13 protein-coding genes and 1 pseudogene are annotated in these 16,885 nt (G+C 69.5%); 10 read left to right on the top strand and 4 right to left on the bottom strand.

From position 1 onward, the window contains the following. Positions 1-406 precede the first annotated feature (406 nt). Positions 407-844 (top strand): hypothetical protein, encoded by a 438-nt coding sequence (locus tag V2W30_RS39375; protein WP_338692535.1) that lies wholly within the window; start codon positions 407-409, stop codon positions 842-844. Between the two features lie 98 nt (positions 845-942). On the opposite strand, the gene V2W30_RS39380 is transcribed toward V2W30_RS39375, so the two are convergent. Then, positions 943-1,572: a TetR/AcrR family transcriptional regulator gene (locus V2W30_RS39380; RefSeq protein WP_338692533.1), complete on the bottom strand. Its 630-nt coding sequence runs from the start codon at positions 1,570-1,572 to the stop codon at positions 943-945. A 125-nt stretch (positions 1,573-1,697) separates the two neighbouring features. Between V2W30_RS39380 and V2W30_RS39385 the strand changes: the two genes are divergently transcribed. After that, positions 1,698-2,645 carry an NADP-dependent oxidoreductase gene (locus V2W30_RS39385; protein ID WP_338692531.1) on the top strand — a complete coding sequence of 316 codons (948 nt, stop codon included), beginning with the start codon at positions 1,698-1,700 and terminating at the stop codon, positions 2,643-2,645. A 119-nt stretch (positions 2,646-2,764) separates the two neighbouring features. Further along, positions 2,765-3,627 (top strand): annotated as a pseudogene (locus V2W30_RS39390) (NmrA family NAD(P)-binding protein). 750 nt (positions 3,628-4,377) lie between these two features. Here V2W30_RS39390 and V2W30_RS39395 read toward each other — a convergent pair. After that, entirely contained in the window at positions 4,378-5,283 is a 906-nt protein-coding gene (locus V2W30_RS39395) for an AraC family transcriptional regulator (RefSeq protein ID WP_338703409.1), read from the bottom strand. A 106-nt stretch (positions 5,284-5,389) separates the two neighbouring features. Between V2W30_RS39395 and V2W30_RS39400 the strand changes: the two genes are divergently transcribed. The 4 genes from V2W30_RS39400 (at position 5,390) to V2W30_RS39415 (ending at position 9,504) form a co-directional block, all read left to right on the top strand. Next, positions 5,390-6,286: an MBL fold metallo-hydrolase gene (locus tag V2W30_RS39400; RefSeq protein ID WP_338692527.1), complete on the top strand. Its 897-nt coding sequence runs from the start codon at positions 5,390-5,392 to the stop codon at positions 6,284-6,286. Positions 6,287-6,602: 316 nt separating this feature from the next. Further along, positions 6,603-7,700, top strand: a complete 1,098-nt coding sequence (locus V2W30_RS39405) for a hypothetical protein (RefSeq protein ID WP_338703410.1) — start codon at positions 6,603-6,605, stop codon at positions 7,698-7,700. Beyond that, positions 7,697-8,848, top strand: a complete 1,152-nt coding sequence (locus V2W30_RS39410; protein ID WP_338692524.1) for a hypothetical protein — start codon at positions 7,697-7,699, stop codon at positions 8,846-8,848. Before V2W30_RS39405 ends, V2W30_RS39410 begins: the two co-directional genes overlap by 4 nt. Positions 8,849-8,931: 83 nt before the next feature. Beyond that, positions 8,932-9,504 (top strand): transcriptional regulator, encoded by a 573-nt coding sequence (locus tag V2W30_RS39415; protein WP_338692523.1) that lies wholly within the window; start codon positions 8,932-8,934, stop codon positions 9,502-9,504. A 30-nt stretch (positions 9,505-9,534) separates the two neighbouring features. Here V2W30_RS39415 and V2W30_RS39420 read toward each other — a convergent pair whose 3' ends face one another. Together V2W30_RS39420 and V2W30_RS39425 are read right to left on the bottom strand one after the other, a co-directional pair. Beyond that, a complete protein-coding gene (locus V2W30_RS39420) occupies positions 9,535-11,061 on the bottom strand; it encodes a hypothetical protein (RefSeq protein WP_338692521.1) in 1,527 nt (508 codons plus the stop codon). Positions 11,062-11,344: 283 nt separating this feature from the next. Then, positions 11,345-12,181 (bottom strand): RNA-binding protein, encoded by an 837-nt coding sequence (locus V2W30_RS39425; protein WP_338703411.1) that lies wholly within the window; start codon positions 12,179-12,181, stop codon positions 11,345-11,347. A 138-nt stretch (positions 12,182-12,319) separates the two neighbouring features. Here V2W30_RS39425 and V2W30_RS39430 point away from each other — a divergent pair, with 138 nt between their 5' ends. The 3 genes from V2W30_RS39430 to V2W30_RS39440 all read left to right on the top strand — a co-directional run bounded on the left by V2W30_RS39430 (position 12,320) and on the right by V2W30_RS39440 (position 16,549). Further along, positions 12,320-13,429, top strand: coding sequence for a hypothetical protein (locus V2W30_RS39430; protein WP_338703412.1), 1,110 nt, complete (start codon positions 12,320-12,322; stop codon positions 13,427-13,429). Between the two features lie 89 nt (positions 13,430-13,518). Further along, the gene (locus tag V2W30_RS39435; protein ID WP_338692518.1) at positions 13,519-13,968 is read left to right on the top strand and encodes a hypothetical protein; all 450 of its coding nucleotides are present in this window, start codon (positions 13,519-13,521) and stop codon (positions 13,966-13,968) included. 157 nt (positions 13,969-14,125) lie between these two features. Continuing rightward, positions 14,126-16,549 carry a Helicase associated domain protein gene (locus tag V2W30_RS39440; RefSeq protein ID WP_425244457.1) on the top strand — a complete coding sequence of 808 codons (2,424 nt, stop codon included), beginning with the start codon at positions 14,126-14,128 and terminating at the stop codon, positions 16,547-16,549. The last annotated feature ends 336 nt before the right edge of the window (positions 16,550-16,885 follow it).

Consider the following 16,885-nt stretch of genomic DNA (forward strand, 5'->3'; position numbering starts at 1 on the left):
TGAACGACGCCCACATCGCATTCCCAAACCAACTGACAGTCCCGCAGGTCAGATCCCTGCCCCTTGCATTCGGAATGCGACAGGACCAGGAGAAGCCGCCGAGCGGGGCAGATGGCCGACGGGCACCGGAGCTGGTGACAACTGCCGTGCTTTCGACGCTGCTGGTGACAAGTGGCGTGCCGACCTGGTGACAAACGCCGTGGCTTCGCCGCGCCGAAGTCACAAGTCGGTGGCCGCCGATGGTGACAACTGTCGCGCTTCAGCACGCCCCCCGCTGCCCGGCCAACCCGATACGTTCCGCCCTCAACCCCCGGCAACCGCCGGGGGTTTCTTCAGGTCTGGAGGAACAACGTTCCCGCGCTACACCCTTGCCCCCGCCCACCTGAGCGGCGCCGTCGGGGGCTGGATGCTTCATCGCGACGGCCGATACCTCGACTGCCACGAGGCCTTCCAGCGCACCTTTGTCCGCGACGTCGAAGCAGCGATGGACTGGGCGGAGCAGATCATCGGCACACGCCTCGGCTGGCTCCACACGCGCGTGGGCGGGCCGGACCGATGGACCGCCGTGCACAACCCGCAGGAAGACCCCGGCACCACGTCTGCCGACGCCGCCGTACTGCGCGTCCTGGAGCCGGGCACGCTCATCGTCGCCGTGGGCGCGGCGGGTTCGGAGGAATCGACGTTGGCCTCCGCCCTGGACGACGTCGCCATCGTCGTCTGCCTCGATGTGCTGCGCGAAGAGATCAGCGGCTGCTTCTCTGTCAAGTTCAGCGTGTTGAGCAGTGGTGACGTCCGGCCTTTGACCGAGAGGAGCGGAGGGCCGAGTACCGACGAGAACGAGTGAGCCCTGGGAGCGTTTGCCGGTGGGCATGATCAGCCGACGCCGCGTCGCAGTCGACGTCACCGCTCACTGGCGTGCACGGGCACGGCGTGGCCCAGGGGCTATCGGAGCAGGGGCATGAGGACGCCGTCGACGATCTGTGCGATGTCCTCGTCGCTGATCGGACGGTCGTGGATGGTTCCCCAGTGGACGAGGAGGGCGATGGCGGCGGAGACCGCGATCGCGTGTCCGTCCTGGGGGTGGTTGGGTCGGGAGGGCAGGTCGCCGCGCTGGACCGCTTGGGCCAGCACGCCGGCGAGTGCCTGGTGCAGGGACTCGACGTAGCGCACGCGGATGAGGCTGCACAGCTCCGGCTCCTGGCGAGCGGTGTCCAGCAGGGCCGAGACCAGGTCGACCCGGGAGGTGTCCTGGCTGCCGATGGCGCTGGCCAGCGTGGCGAGGAGTTCGTCGCGCAGGTGCCCGTTGCCGAGGATGACCGGCGTGACGTCGTCGGCGAGTCCGGCGTGGCTGAGGGCTTCCGCGGCGAGTTCGGCGCGCGAGGGCCAGCGGCGGTACACGGTCGCCTTGCCCACCCCGGCCCGTGCCGCGGCCTTGTCCATGGTCATGGCCGGGTAGCCGCCTTCGGCGAGCAGCTCCGTTGCGGCGTGCAGGATTCGGGCGTCCCGGGCGGGATCGCGGGGCGGTCCGGAGAGGCCGGAAGGCCGCCGCAGCTGTGCACCGGGTTGTGGCATGGGGCTCTCCTCGCCGAACTAGGACTGATTTGTTTCGAGTATAGCCGGGCTGTTAACGTCGCTGAATACCCGGAACATCTGCGTCTCGGGTTCGAGGGTGCAGTCAGCGATAGTGAGGTGGCGCAGTGAAGGCCGTAGGTTTCACCGAGTTCGGCGGCCGCGAGGTCATGCGGGTGCTGGAGCTGCCCGAACCGCACGCCGGACCGGGGCAGGTACGGATCAAGGTGGCCGCCGCCGCTGTACACCCGGCCGACGTCAACATCCGCACCGGGCTCTCCGCCAAGTACAGCCCGGAGATGAACCCGCCCTCGGACGTGTACGTCGTGGGCTGGGAGATCGCCGGGACGATCGACGAGGTCGGAGAGGGAACACGACCGGAGCTGGCCCTGAGCGCCGAGGTAATAGCGGTCACGGAGCCGAAGCTGGCTCTGGGCGGGCAGGCGCAGTACGTGGTCGTACCGGCGGAATCGGTGGTCCGCGCGCCGAAGGGCGTCGACCTGACGGCTGCCTCGACCCTGCTGATGGCCGCACTCACCGCGCAGATGGGTCTGGACGCGCTGGCCCTGGCCCCGGGAGCGACGGTGGCGGTGACCGGCGCCGCCGGCGGGATCGGCGGCTACGCCGTGCAGCTGGCCAAAGCGGCCGGGCTGACGGTTATCGCCGACGCAGCGGACAGGGACCGTGACCTCGTCACGAGCCTGGGCGCCGATCATGTACTCCCTCGCGGGGACGACTTCCCCGACGCGGTCCGCCGGCTGCGCCCCGACGGTGCGGACGGAGTCATCGACGGCGGGTCGATGGGCAACGCGGTAGCCCCAGCGGTACGCGACGGCGGCGCCATCGCGACCGTCAAGGGATTCACCGGCGCCACCGCCCGGGGCGTGCGCTGGTTCCCCGTCTTCGTCTACGACCGCATCCGCGACACAGCCGCTCTGACGCGGCTGCGCGACCAGGCCGAATCCGGTGCCCTCACGCTCCGCGTCGCGGGGACCTACCCGCTTGAACAGGTCGCTGAAGCGCACCGGCTCATCGAGGAAGGCGGAGTGCGGGGCCGGCCCGTGCTCGTGTTCTAAGCCGAGACCCCAGAACCCCCCGGCCACGCCCGTCCTGGCCGGCCCGGCGATGCCGTGCCGAGTCCGACAGTCCCGTGCCCAGACACCAGAAAGCACGATCAACCGAAAGCAGGCTCACCATGACATCCCACGACAAGGCCAAGGTGCTGGTCACCGGGGCGACCGGAATGCAGGGCGGCGCTGTCGCCCGCGCGCTCCTGCGCGCGGGACACCCCGTCACCGCGTTGGTGCGCAACCCTCCTCGGCTCCCGCCCAGGCCCTGGCCGCGCTGGGCGCCGCCCTGGCCACCGGGGACCTGGAGGACGTCGCCTCCTTGCACGCGGCCGGCGCCGGACACGACGCGGTCTTCTCGGTGCAGCTGGCCAGTATCGACCCGGCCGACCCCGCCGAGAGCCGCCAGGCCGGCAACATCGTCACGGCGGCCCAGCGCGCCGGCATCACCCAGCTCCTGCACACATCGGTGTCGGCGACCGGATGGCGTGCCCAGCACCCGGACCTCGAGATCAACGATCCGGTGATGGAGGAATACTGGAACCAGAAGGAAGAGACCGAGGAAGCCATCCGTCGCTCAGGGCTGCACCGCTGGACCGTCTTCAAGCCCGCCTGGTACATGGAGAACTTCCTCCCGCCCCGCCGTGACTACATGGCCCCCGAGCTGCCTCACGGCAAACTGGTCACCGCCATGAGCCCGCAGACCGAACTGGCGCTCATCTGCGCCGACGACCTGGGTGCCGCTGTCGCCGCCGCCGTCGCCGAGCCCGACAGGTTCCACGAGGCCGAGATCGACCTCGCCGGCGATGCGCTGACCTACCCGCAGATGGCCGACGTCCTCTCCCAGGTGACCGGCCGCGAGATCAGCACCGACTTCATCTCCTGGAAGAGAAGACGCAGCGTAGCGGCGTATCCGCAGCGTTCGGCGACCGCTGGAACAACCGTGTCGGCTACCCCGCACGCCCCCACCACGCCGCCGCCTACGGCCTGACCACGACGCCCTTCGCGCAGTGGGCAACGCGCCAAGACTGGAGCACCGTGACTGCTGAACGCAACTGAACTGACGCAGCCCTCCAGCGGGCAGCCGGTCATCACCTGACTGAACACGCCTCGGGGGTCATTGTCGTCTTCGTCAGACCGTGGTCGGCTCGCCGCTGCGTGGGCCGGTACCTCGTCCAGCTGGCGGAGGAAATCCGCGAACGTGCGCACGATGTACCAGCTGCCCTCGCTGGACTCGACACTGTCCCAGCCGCAGCCCGGAGCACACTTCGCCGTGAACACGATGGCTGCGCGGGCGACCAGTCGGTGCCCCCCCGCGGTCGCACGGCAGAACGCCTTCCTGGAGCAGCACCTGGCCGCGGGGCGCGGGTGTTCCTCGACTCGACCAATGTGGAGATCCGGGTGCGGGCCGGACTTGTGAGGCGGGTCCGGTTTCATTTGGCTCGCCCGCTCGCGTCCCGGCTGTGTTTGCGGTGCCGGAATCCGGGATGTGTCATGGGGGGTGGTGGAACTGGGCCAGGTGGCAGGGGAGTTCCTCGCTCTCTCTTAGCCCTGTGAGTTCGCGCAGGTGAAGAGTTCTTGGTGGGGATGCGCGGGTTCGGCAGTCGGTTGTCGGGCGGGGAGGCGCGGGTCGAACCTGGGGTGCGGGTCGGCGTGCAAGGGTCGGTAAGTGCTGTGGTGCCCGGCAAGGGAGTTCGTGGCGGTTTCGGCGGCATCGGACTGGGGGCTGGAGAGGTGATGGTCAGTGGGGTGTTGCGCGGCTTGTCCGGTATCGGCCTGGGGTTACTCCGAATTCTCTGAGGAATGCGTGTGACAGGGCGTAGGGCGAGCTGTAGCCGACTTCCTTGGCCACTGATTGCAGGGGGGCGTCTGTTGTGCTCAGGAGGGTTGCTGTGCGGTTCATCCGCCACCATGTCAGGTAGGACATCGCGGGGCGGCCGACCAGGGTGGTGAACCGGCGGTTGAGTGTCGCGCGTGAGACGCCTGCGCGGGTTGCCAGGTGCTCGGCGGTCCAGGGGTGGGCCGGGTCGGTGTGGAGCAGGCGCAGTACTTCGGTGACGACGGGGTCGGCGAGGGCGGCGGGCCAGCGAGCGGCGGCCGGGGCCTGTGTGGTCCAGGCCCGGATCATGTAGATGAGGAGGAGGTCGAGGAGGCTGGGTAGGGCCGCGCAGGAGCCGGGGCCGGGGGCTGCGGCTTCGCCGGCGAGCAGGTTGACGGCGGAGCGGAGTTCAGGGGTGTGGGGGTCGTCGTGCGGCAGATGGACGACGTCGGGCAGTTCGGCGAGCAGGGGGTGGGAGCGGCTGTGGTCGAGGCGGTACTTGCCGCACAGGAGTTCCACCGTGCTGGGCCCGGCCGGTGCCACAGGAGGCTCCCGGGCCGTGTCGAAACGTGTGGCGCGGCTCGGATCTGTTGGGGCGTCGGCCAGTATGTGGCCTGCGCCGTGCGGCAGCAGCACCGCGTCGCCGGGGCGCAGGGCGAGGGCGGTGCCGGTGTCGGTCCGCAGCCAGCAGTCACCGGTGAGCACCACGTGAAAGCCCGCTCCCTCGTACGGGGCCAGGCGTACGCACCAACGCCCGCTGACCTGGAGCCTGTTGGCGTGCGGATAGCCCGTTCGTACGGCGGCTATCGCGTCGCTGACCACGTCCATGCGGGGAGCGTAGCCGGAGGGCGCCCGGACAGGTGAGCCGATCACGTATCGGTCTGATCCCATCAAGCATTGAGGCGCTCGCCCTGCCGTTCCTAGTGTGGCCGGCATGGATAGCGACATCGACAGCATCACGCTCGGCGACATCGAGATCATCAGGGTCGAGGAGGTGCGCGGGCCGTTCGGGGCGCCCGGCGACCTGTTTCCCGGCATCGAGGACACCTGGCGTGCGGGCGAGGAGTGGCTCGCCCCGCACTTCCAGGACCCCGGCAGCGGCGCGGTGCTCGCCGCCGTGCAGGCGTGGGTGCTGCGCAGCGCAGGCCAGGTCATCGTGGTCGATCCGGGGGTGGGCAATGGCCGCGAGCGTCCGGCCACCCCGCACTTTTCCGGCCTCGACACCGACTTCCTCGACCGGCTCGCGCGGGCAGGGGTGCGTCCCGAGGACGTCGACCTCGTCATCAACACGCATCTCCACGGCGACCACGTGGGCTGGAACACCGTGGAGGAAAACGGAAGTTGGGTACCGACGTTCCCGAACGCCACGTATCTCGTGCCGCGTGTGGACCATGACTTCTACGGACCTGGCGGCGCTGCCCGCACCCCGCACGGCAATCACGCTCTCCTCTTCGCGGACAGTGTCGCGCCGGTGGTGAAGGCAGGGCAGGCTGTGCTGTGGGATGGGGACTCGCATCGCGTCGACGCGAGTCTCGTCCTGGAGCCCGCGCCCGGGCACACCCCGGGCTCGTCCGTGCTACGGCTCGCCTCCGGCGCGGACCGGGCCGTCTTCGTAGGAGATCTGCTGCACAGTCCGGTGCAGTTCCTCGCGCCGACCTGCAGCAGCGCGATGTGCGTGGACCGGACACAGTCGGCTGCCAGCAGGGTCCGAGTACTGCAACGAGCGGCCGACGAGGGGGAGTTGGTGATTCCCGCGCACTTTCCCGGTCCCGGCGCGGCGGAGATCCGCAGGGACGGGGACCGGTTCGTGGTCAACCGGTGGAGGGCGTGAACGCGGCGCCGGGCTGCGCAGGGCGCCCGTACTCTCGCACCGCCCGGCGCTGCCTGCGACGTCCCCGCCCGGTGTCCGGCGTCTCGCCTGCCTGCGGGAGGGGACCGGAATCTCCCTGCTCCTGTTCGCCCACTGCGCCACCGAACATGCCGCCCGGCGACTGCACACCCTCCTGAAGAGCAACGGCCTGGACCCCGACCCGCCGCCCCTCGCACCGCTGCTCACCCGCCCCGCCCTGCCGCCGCTTCCGGCGCCCCTCCCGAGCCCCGCTGCTTTGCCGCCGGACCGCTTCGCCCAACTGCCCGCGCTGACTGAGTTGTCGAAATGCTCTTTCACTCGTTTCCGCGCCGAGGCCCACCACCGTCTGGACGAGGACGGCTTCGCCCGCGTCGACGCGCAGTACCACGCTGGCCTGTACGCGGCCCGCACCCACTGCGCCCGCGTCCCGCAGGCCGCCCATCGCCAGGAGACGGAGCTCTTCCTGGCCCGCCTCACCGCCACCAGCCCCAGCCGGGCGCACACGGTGGCCCGGCTGCGAGGCGCCCAGGCCGGCTTCCTCACCAGCGGTCTGCTCCTTCAGACGCCCCCGGTCCCGGACAGTGCGTCAGGACCGGGGCTGACCACCCGCCCCGTCACCGGGTACGTCCTGCACCAGGCCAGCCGGGGCATCGCCCACCCGGTCCAACTCGCGGCGATCCTCGCCCTGTTGTTCACCGGCACCCACCCCGACGCCCTGCGCGCCACCCCGCTCTCGGGCCTCGACGCGCGCTGCACGCGGCTGACCGTCCCCGACGTGTGGCACCCCGGGCACGGCTCGCCCAGTGAACCGCCCGGCGTCTGCTACGTGATCCCGCCCCGCGTGCGCCCGGTCTTCGCCGCCGCCCGCTCTTTTCGCCGCCTGGGCCATGCCGCGGACCACTTCCCGCTGTTCGAGCTCTCCTTCGGCCACCGCCTCGACGCCCTCGCAAAGGACGCGGCACTGCCCATCCCCGCGCTCACCCACGCGCACTACGGGCCCGACTGGCACCACCGCGCCCGCTGCCACCAGCTCACCGGCGACTCACCCGCGCCCCAGCGCCGTCCGCCACGTCGTACACCGCCGCTCCGGCCGGCCGAACCGCCCCCAAGCCCCCACACGTTGAGTTCGAGCGAGCGCGCCGTGCTGCTCGCCCACACCGACAACGCCGCGCCGGGCGACCTCACCCTGGAACAAGCAGCCTTCCTGGCCGCGGCCTTCAGCGGACATCCGGCCACCGCAGGCCGTGCCCCGCTGAGCGCGTCGGCCCTGGCCCATCTCACCGAGCGCCGTCTGCTGGATGCCCGCTCCACGGCGCGCATCCCCGTTCTCCACCCGGATCTGCGCTTCGCCCTCGCCCTGTCCACCCGATGCGCTCGCGCCCGGAACTCCGCATGAGCAGAAGGGTCATCTATCCGGCCGCGCCGCCCGTCACCGTGCTCCTAAACCCCGCCGACGACGCCGCCGTCATCCGCGCCGCGCTGGCCGCGCACCATCCAGCCGCCGGCCGGATCACCGTCCACCCCACGCCCGCCGCGTCCGGTACCGCGCTCGCTCTCGACATCCTCGCCGCCCTCGGCAAGCCGACCGAACTGCCGGGCGACTGGGGCGCCCAGGGACCGCCCGTCGTGAACATCGCAGCAGCCTGGATTCTCGCCCTGCCCATCACCCGTATCACCGTGCTGCGCGCCCACCTCCTGGACCAGAAGAGCTGGTCCGCACTGCTCACCCTGCGCCTGCGCACCGGAGTGCACCTGGTGGCCGTCTGCCACACCCGACGCCCGCCCGCCGTGATGCGCACCGCGTTACACGACGTCGACCACCACACCGTCTCCACCGAGGGTCCGACAGGCGACCTGCTGGCAAAAGCCCCCACTACTCCTGCGCCCCGCCGTGGCGCCGAGGGCCGTTGGATCACTGTGCCGGCCCTGGCCTTCCTCAACTTCCGCCGGGACTTCCCCGCCTGCCGCTGTACTCCACCCCCAGCCGACCGCCCCTACGTCCCCGAACGCGCCTACGGCATGGACCAGATCGCCCACCGCCTGGGCGCCCGCACCGCCGCACCCCAGATCGCCGCCGCCCTGGCCACCGCAGTCTTCACCGGCACCTCCGTCTCCCAGCTCGACACAGTTCACGTGAACCACCTCGACGAAGACGCCGCCACCCTCACCCTTCACGGCCCCGGCTTCACCCGCTACGGCGGTTCGTCCTCCGACGGCTACATTTCGCACTGCGCCACCTACACCGTCCCGCCCTGGGCCAGGTGCTTCCTGCGGGCGGCAGCCAACCTGGCCCATCTGTCGCCGCGCGGCGACGACTCCCTCTTCTCCGCCGGCCCGCCGCGGGCCCTACCGCACCTGACCACCTTTGCCGAGCAGTTCCGCCTGCGTCCGCCGCAGCCCGCCCCGCCCTGGCCCCACCCCAAAACCCGCCACAGGAAACGGAACAAGACACCCGAACCACCTGTGGTGCGGTGGTACACCGGCGTTGAGCATCCCGACCTCAATGCCGTCAGCTACCAGAAGTGGCTGCGCTCAGCTGGATGACAACCGCCCTCCTGACACCGGTATCCAGGCCAGGGCCGTGCGCTGGCCCAAGCCACGGTCACCGTCAGGGGCAGGAGGGGCGAGTGCCCGAGAAGAACCTCGAGTTCGGCAAATACGGTGCCCGCGGGACCAGAGGCAGCGAGGTGGTCGCCCGCCGCCTGGACGGCCTCGTCGACTTCATCACGACTCCCGTCACCGCCCCGCGCGGCCTGCTCGCCCGCCTCCATTACCTCACCAAGACGCCGCGGATGCTCCAGGCCGCCCGTGAACAAGGGCTGACGGTCACGGACCGGACCCTGAAGACATGGCTGGACGGCAAACGCCGCCCCTCGAAGGCCAACCTGGAACGCATCGACGCCGTCTACCGCACGGTGCGCCGCCACAACGTCGCCCGCCACCTCCTGCGGCGTCTCAACTCCTGCGGCGGCACGAGGGTGGAGATCCACCCCTTCAACCAGTCCCAGGTCGCCAGGCCGCACCAGCGCGTCGTGGAGTTCCGGAAACTGAACGTGCGGCGCTGGGACCGCATCGTGACCGCCTGGGCCAACAGAGACCAGCAGACTCTCGACGACGTATGGGCCACCGACGTCCTGCCCGACCTCGGCAGCCAATGGGGCCAGTACGAATACGTCTCCAACATCGGCTTCGCCGCCTGAAAGACAACGTGACGGCACGCTGCGCCGGACTCACGCCCCGTTGAGCTCAAGCACCAACTCCACCATGACGGCCGGCGGCAGAGACGGGTTGGCGGCCGCGGCTTCCACCACTTGCCAGTCGTGGTCGGCGAGCAATTCGACGATGGCCTGTGGCGGCAGGGCCGCGTGCCCGGCAGCGATCCGCCGCGCGTCCTGGTCCGTCAGACAGACCAGAAGCGCCGGACCAGTCGCATTGGGGTGCCGGGCGACCTCACGCAGTGCTTTCCGGACCGGCGTCATGTGCGCCGTCAGGTATTCCAGCAGGGCGGACGGCGTCTGCGGGTTGGCCGCCACCTTGGCGATGACCCGGGATCCGTGGCGCTCGACCATGGAGCGGAGCTGAGCTTCCGAGAGGCCAGGGTGTCCGGCGATGGACTTGACCACCTTCGCGTCCGGATCGTCGGCCAGCCTGTCGCGGATCTCGGCCGGCAGATCACGCCGTTCGGCCAGGAGCATCCGCACTACCGGATTCGACGACGTGGACAACTCCTCGACCTCGGAGGGAGAAGCGGAGGCGATCCGCGGCAGCAGGGTCGAACCGATCTTGGTGGTGGCGGCGAGGCCGGAAAGTACGTCGAGCGGCACCCGGGGATTGTGCGCCAGTCTGCGCTGCACGTCGTGACCGCCATCGGCAGCCAGCACCCGCATCACAGATTCGCTGATCGTGGGATTCTCCGCGAGATCGGCTCGTACGCCGGGAACAGGGTCACCGGCGAGCCGCGCCACTGTCTCCGGCGGCAGATCGGGGCGGGCAGCGAGCCGGCAGCGCAACAGCGCCGAAGGATGGCCGGTGAAGCGCAGGAGCGCCTCGATCGGTGTGGCGGGGTTCCACAGGGCCTGTTCCGCCAGCTCGTGAAGGGTGGACTCGTGCGAGCCGGAGCACGAGGCATCGGCGGACAGGCCGCAGTCGAGCCGCGGACAGTGCGGATCGTGTACGTAGGGCGTCTCCTCGCTGTCGCAGACCAGGCACTGCTCTGCCGGTGGCAGCCCCTCGCCGGTGATCAGCATGGCCAGGACCTGTGGTGGTGTCGCCTCGTTGGCCGCCACCGCGCGACGGACCTCGGCATGCGGGTGGCGCGCGAGACGGGCGGCCACATCCGCCGTGGTCCACAACGCGAGTTCCGCAACGACCCGTACGTCCCGGTCGGCGGCGAGCATCTCCCGCACATCCGCCAAAAGACCGGGACAGGCGGCCAGCTTCGCCCGACGCTCGACGTTGGGATCCACCGCGAACAGCCGCGTCCACTCCAGGTCACCGAAACCCTCCTCGAGCAGGGCGAGCGCGGCCTGCGGCTGCGTACGGGGGTTGATGTCCGCAGCTGCCAGCCGGCCTTCGTACGCGAGTCGCACGGCGCTCCCCTCGCCCCGCACGGCCAAGGCGACCGCTTGCTCACGGCTGAGGTCCGCGCGGCTGGCGAGGCCGTCAGCGATGTCCGCGTCCGCGACCACGATCAGGCGGTCGACCAGCTCGACGGGCAGCGCCACATTGGACGCGAGGCCGCACAGCACAGGGTTCATAGGGACACATCCTGCCTGGCCCGCAGTCGAACGACCGACGGATTTGAGGCGCCCACGTACGGCTACTGGCCTGCACCCAGCTCCGAGCGCTTCGCGTTGCGAAGGCCGCGTAGCCGCCCTCAGGCTTGGGAGTGCCGTAGTGCCCAGTCTTGGTCGTTCGGTGTTGGCTCGGTCCGCCAACGAGCCCGTAGAACTCCGTCGTTGTCGGGCATGACCGCGGTACACAGAGGTGCACGTTCGCCCGCGTATACGGACAGGAGCGCGGCGCCCGAGGCGCTGGAGATCAGGGCGGAAAGTTCCGGGAACTCGTCCTCGTCGGCGATGGCGCTGTGGATGTGGCCGTTCTTGTCCTGCCAGACGCCTTCGACGAGTCCGTCCTCGGGCAGGTTGCCCAGGACGGCGTCGATGTCACCGGACAAGGGAGGCCAGACCTCCAGGCGGGCCCGGGAGCCAGTCCGGCACGCACCGCCTCGATGGCTTCGCGGGTGAGGAGGTGCCACCGTGAGGCGCCATCGAGATAGGTCTCCTCGAGGATTCCGGCGCGACCTGTGGCGACGGCGCGGAGGAGGTCGAACCAGAACTCATCGTCTGCGGGACGCTGCACGCCTTCCTCCTCGTCCTCGAAGGCGTACGGGGACACAGCGATACGTTCGGGGAACAGCCCGAGCCCGCGGGCTCGAGCCAGTGCCTTCTCGCAAGGCCGGCTGCTGCTGATGTAGAGGTACTGGTCCCATCCCACATGAACCGCGAAGGTGTCCTCCACCTCCAGCCGGCACCAGGCGCCGCTGCCCCGCAGCATGATCCGCACCAACTCCAGGGCGACATCGAGCGCCACCTCTGCCCCGTCGTAGAAGCCGGCCAAATCATCCGGGAAGAGGCCGTCCAACCCGAAGCAGTCCATCGCCGACTCCACGCCGAAGTGCGCAAGGGACGGAACCCCTGGTTCGCGTACGGCCAAGTGATCGACGGCGGTGTCCCTGGCGAACTCAGCGACCGCCTGGAGAGAAGCCGCCTCGACCTCGCCGTGGTCGCTGACGATGTCTTCCGTGCCGACGTAGTGCCCGTACTCGTCACGGTCGGCTGGATCGTACTTGGTGACACGGTAGACATAGGTCAGCACGCCCCCATTCTTCTGCACGCGTGCAAAGAGCAGACGCCGTCCGACGAAGCGTGCGGTTGCCTTCCCACCGCGCCCGGAAATCCGTTGGCTGACCGCCAGCGTCCTGGGACCATGCCTCTGAATCCCAGCGGAGGACATTTGTTCGTTTTCGTGTGCGCGGGGTGCGGCGCCGAGCTGACCGCCCCGCTGTCCCAGGTTGCTCTGCCGGCCCACGCCCGCCAAAAGTACGGGAACTCGATCCAGCTCCCGGCCCTGATGGAGCCGGGCACATTCGCCGTGGCCCCGGAGCCTTCGGGACCACCATGGCGGCGGTGGGAGGAGATCACCCCCGACGAAGCAGCGGCCCGCGGCATCTACGCACCGGTCTACGCCCTCTCCGATGGCGCGCCGGGCGCGATCGTCATCGCTCCCGGAGATACCCGCAACACAGTGCTGCTCCCGGAGAAGCGTGGTGGTGCCTGCTGCGGCATCGACGGGGCCGACGGCCCCAACATGGCCTGCATGTCATGCGGCCTCCCCGTGGCGAGCAGGGTCGATGACTGCTCGCTGTGGCAGGCGGTGTGGCTCGCCCCCGACGCCGTACGCCGCCTCCCCGCCGAAGGCACCGAGGACACACTGCTCTCCTGGACGGAGCTGGTGGACAACGAGAAGGGCACACCTCCATTCGCGCCGATGACCATGGTGTGGGGATCACGACTGGGCCTGAACAACTTCTGGTCCTGGAGCCCGCAATGGGAAGCGGCAGCCGGCCATGCGCTCGCCCACCTGCTGGCGGCCTCACAAGGCCGGCCGGTGACCGTCCCGGGCGGCCTCACCGCTCAGGTGTTTCAACGCGCCCTTGACGCCCTGCTGCCCGCGGGAGGGCCAAAGCGTCCGGCGGTCGTGGCCGGACCAGATCTGCCCGTAGCCGACGAGGACGCCGACATCCTTCTCGTGCCGGTCCATCCGCAGACAGGGGAGACTTGGAGACCGCCCGGCTCGGCTGCCTCGGCATACCGGGTGCCACTGCCGTTCGGCGTGTGGCGGTGGATGATCCACCCTGAGCCACATCTACCCACGCCCGCGTCTGGAGGGATGCCCGACGGCGTGCTCCGCGACGACCCGCCCGAACCCAGACCCGACCAACTGTTCCGAGTTGACTCAGAAACGTTCCAGCACACCCTGGTCCGACTACCGGCCGCCCGTGCTCCGTGGCTGCGCCAGATCCTCGAGAACCTCACGCAGCACATGCAGGCCGGCATCTTCTAACGCTGGAAAACGGGAAGGCCCGCCTGACTGAGTACGCTCAGCCCCGCTGCAGCGGACGAGGAGGGCACGCATTGACGCGAAGACTACCGATGGACGAGGCCGCCGAGCTCCTTGAGGGCGAACTGAGGGCTGGACAGCAGGAGTCCGCTGACCTGGATACGGAAGGCGCCTGGCTCGCCTTCCTACGCTTTGGCCGACGACTCTTTGACGTCTCGGACACCCCCGATGCAGATGGCCTCCTGTTCCAATACGGGACCTACGCCTTCGACGGCCCTGCCACGTTCATGCTGGACCTCGCCCGGCAGTTCGAAATCACCGACAGCGACGGCAACCACGACCACTACGTGCAGGTCCACTGCGAGCTTCGATACGAACCCGCTCCCGCCCTGGAGACCCTCGGCAGCTTCCACTCATGGTTCTTCCACGGCGCCGGAGACGATCTCGCCGAGTGGGCCGAAAAGCTGAGCGCGCGAGCAGCCTGGATAACCATCCGCACACTCAGACCCGCCGACATCAAGGTGTACCAGGAACAGGTGTAGCCGCTCAGGCAGGTTCGCCAGGTGCCCATACGGGCCGCCGCGAGTACGGAAGGATGGACGGCGACCATTCCGCCGCGAGCTGAGGCCGTACCCGATGTCTTCCAACCTCGAGCCAGCGGCTGCTGCAGCACCCTCGACCGTCCCTGCAGGTCGTCGTGTGCCGCGCCCGGATCAGAACGCGGCCATCGAGGCCGCAGTCCGGCATCTGAAGCACCCCGGCTCGCGTGGGCACATCGTGTCCGCGTGCGGGACGGGCAAGACGCTCATCGCGCTCAGAAGCGCCGAGGCACTGGATACCCATCACCTGCTGGTCGCGGTGCCGAGCTGGGACCTGATCGCCCAGTGGGCCCAGGCCGCCCGCACCGATGGCCGCTCCGAGGCGCTGATGGCCGTGTCCTCCCTCGACGCCGGCAAGCACCCGCTGCTCGCCGACGCCGGCGCGATGAGTACGGGTTCGGGGGACTACCTGGCGTACTGGCTCGCGCAGCGCAGGAAACGGCGTGAGCGGGCGACCGTGTTCGTCACCCTCGACTCCCTGGCCAGGATCGAAGAGACCCAGCACACCATTTTCCCGGTCCCCGTCTTCGACCTCCTGGTGGTGGACGAAGCGCACCGCACCGCCGGGTCCTGGGACAAGCAGTGGACGATGATCCACGACAACCAGCGCGTCCGTGCCGACCGCCGCCTATACCTGACCGCGACCCCGTATGAGTGGGAAGCCCCGCGCCTGACCGAAGTCCCGGACGCGCGCCCGCAGCCCAAGCGCACCGCGGCCACCGCCCCGCAATGGGAAGCCCCGTCCCTCATCGCCTCGATGGACGACCCGAAGGTCTTCGGCCCCCGTCTGCACACCTACTCCCACGCGGACGCGATCGACGACGGCGTCCTGGCCGACTACCAGCTCCTCATCCCCACGATCACCGACACCGACCTGCGCAGCGCCCTGACCGACACCGACCTCCAGACCGGCTTCGGCACCACGGCCCGCCGAACGAGCGCACTGCACCTGGCCGTCCTCAAGGCCATGCGCGAGCACGACCTCCACCATGTGATCGTCTACTTCCAGCAGATCGCGGACGCGAGCGACTTCGCCCGCCAGTTCCCCCACACCCTGCGCACCCTCCCCGAAACCCAACGCCCCTCTTGGGCCACCGAGTTGAGTGTGCAGTCGATCAACGGCACCCATCCTCCCGAGCAGCGCCACACCATCCTCGACCGCTTCGAAAAGGCCACCCGCGGCATCCTGACCAATGCCCAAGTCCTCGGCGAGGGCGTCGACCTGCCAGCCGTGGACGCGATCGTGTTCGCGGACCGCACCGCGAGCGTGCGCCGCATCGTCCAGGCCCTGGGCCGCGCTCTACGCAAGCCCCCCACACTCGACCACAAGATGGCGAGCCTGGTCATCCCCGCCTACACCTCACCCGACGCCGAACCCACCGACCTCCTCGGCACCCCCTACGAGGCCCTCTGGCTCATCACCGCGGCCCTGCGCCACCACGACCAGTCCATCACGGCCCGCGCCCCTCGCAAGCACGCCAAGCGCCGCCTGGAGACCGACACCCACCAACTGATCGCGCGCCGTTTCCGCTTCGACTTCACCCTGGATGCCGACCACATCGCCCGCGCGATGGACCTGATCGCCTGGCCCTCCGACGGCGCTGTCCTCTCAGCACCCCGCCGCGCCGGCCTCGCCGCCGCCGTCCGCTACCACGCCGAACACGGCCACCTCCGCGTCCCCACCGACTACGAGGACGCCTACGGATACCGCCTCGGCTCCTTCATCACCGGCCAGCGCACCGCCTACCACCAAGACGCACTCACCACCGACTGGATCGCCGAACTCGAAGCCCTCAGCATGATCTGGGACGAAAACGAAGCCGCCTGGCAAGCCAACCTCGCCACCGTCGAGGCCTTCCACGCCGTCCACGGCCACCTCGCCATCCCCGCAACCCAACCCGGCGGCCAGTTCCTCGTCGACCAACGCGCCCGCGCCCGCAAAGGCCTCCTCACCCCCAGCCGCGAACAGCACTTCACCACCCTCGACCCCAACTGGCAGCTCCCGCACGGACCCGACTGGCACCGCAAATACCACCTGCTGCGCCGCCACATCGAAGCCGGCCACGACCCCGCCACGCTACGCCGGGACCTGACGATCGACGGAGTCAAGGCCGGCGGCTGGCTGCACCGCCAGTTCACCACCTGGAGCCAGCTCGCCGACGGCCAGCGCGACCTCCTCACCGACCTCGGCCTGACCCCCGATCAAGTACCGCTCCCCGTACGGAGTACGAGCGCCACGCCCAGCACACGAGGCCGCCGCCGCTCCTTCCGGCAGACCGCCGAACTCCTGCGCCTCTTCGTGGAACGCTGGGGCCGCCCGCCCAACGCCCGGGAAGGGATGGAGATCGACGGCGAACACGTCATGATCGGCCCGTGGCTCTGCAAGGTACGCACCAAGCAGAACGCAGACCAACTCACCCAAGAACAAGACCAGTTGATGACCGAGATCCTCAAGAGCAACTGGACCGTGACCGGCCGCACATCCTCCACAGAGGCCCTCCACCAACCCTCGAAGATCACATAGTTTTCTGCTTCCATACAGCAGACAGGCTCCTCACCGAACCAGTACGATGAGGAGAGCAAGACAGAGAGGCGACCCCCGGACGCAGATCGACTGCGTGGCAGAACCGGGGGAGGGAGCAGCCTGCAGCCCTCAGGGCAGAGGACAAAATTGGAAGGCTGGCACCCTCCCAATCCCCGTCCGTAGCTGCCGCTTTAAGGAATCCGCGGAGCGGATTCCGCCGGATCGCGGAGCGATCCGAGCCTCGGACAACGGAGTTGTCCGCACCGGCCGCAGGTGGCCGGCCAGCCACGCGGAGCGCGGCGTTCTTCCGCCGCGTAGCGGCGGCGCGTCGTGTCT

The sequence above is a fragment of the Streptomyces sp. Q6 genome (assembly GCF_036967205.1).
Classification (GTDB): Bacteria; Actinomycetota; Actinomycetes; order Streptomycetales; family Streptomycetaceae; genus Streptomyces; species Streptomyces citrinus.

Coding starts and splice junctions, on each gene's coding strand:
- V2W30_RS39375 (WP_338692535.1), top strand. CDS start 407: ATGCTTCATCGCGACGGCCGATACCTCGACTGCCACGAGGCCTTCCAG.
- V2W30_RS39380 (WP_338692533.1), bottom strand. CDS start 1,572: ATGCCACAACCCGGTGCACAGCTGCGGCGGCCTTCCGGCCTCTCCGGA.
- V2W30_RS39395 (WP_338703409.1), bottom strand. CDS start 5,283: ATGGACGTGGTCAGCGACGCGATAGCCGCCGTACGAACGGGCTATCCG.
- V2W30_RS39400 (WP_338692527.1), top strand. CDS start 5,390: ATGGATAGCGACATCGACAGCATCACGCTCGGCGACATCGAGATCATC.
- V2W30_RS39410 (WP_338692524.1), top strand. CDS start 7,697: ATGAGCAGAAGGGTCATCTATCCGGCCGCGCCGCCCGTCACCGTGCTC.
- V2W30_RS39420 (WP_338692521.1), bottom strand. CDS start 11,061: ATGAACCCTGTGCTGTGCGGCCTCGCGTCCAATGTGGCGCTGCCCGTC.
- V2W30_RS39435 (WP_338692518.1), top strand. CDS start 13,519: ATGGACGAGGCCGCCGAGCTCCTTGAGGGCGAACTGAGGGCTGGACAG.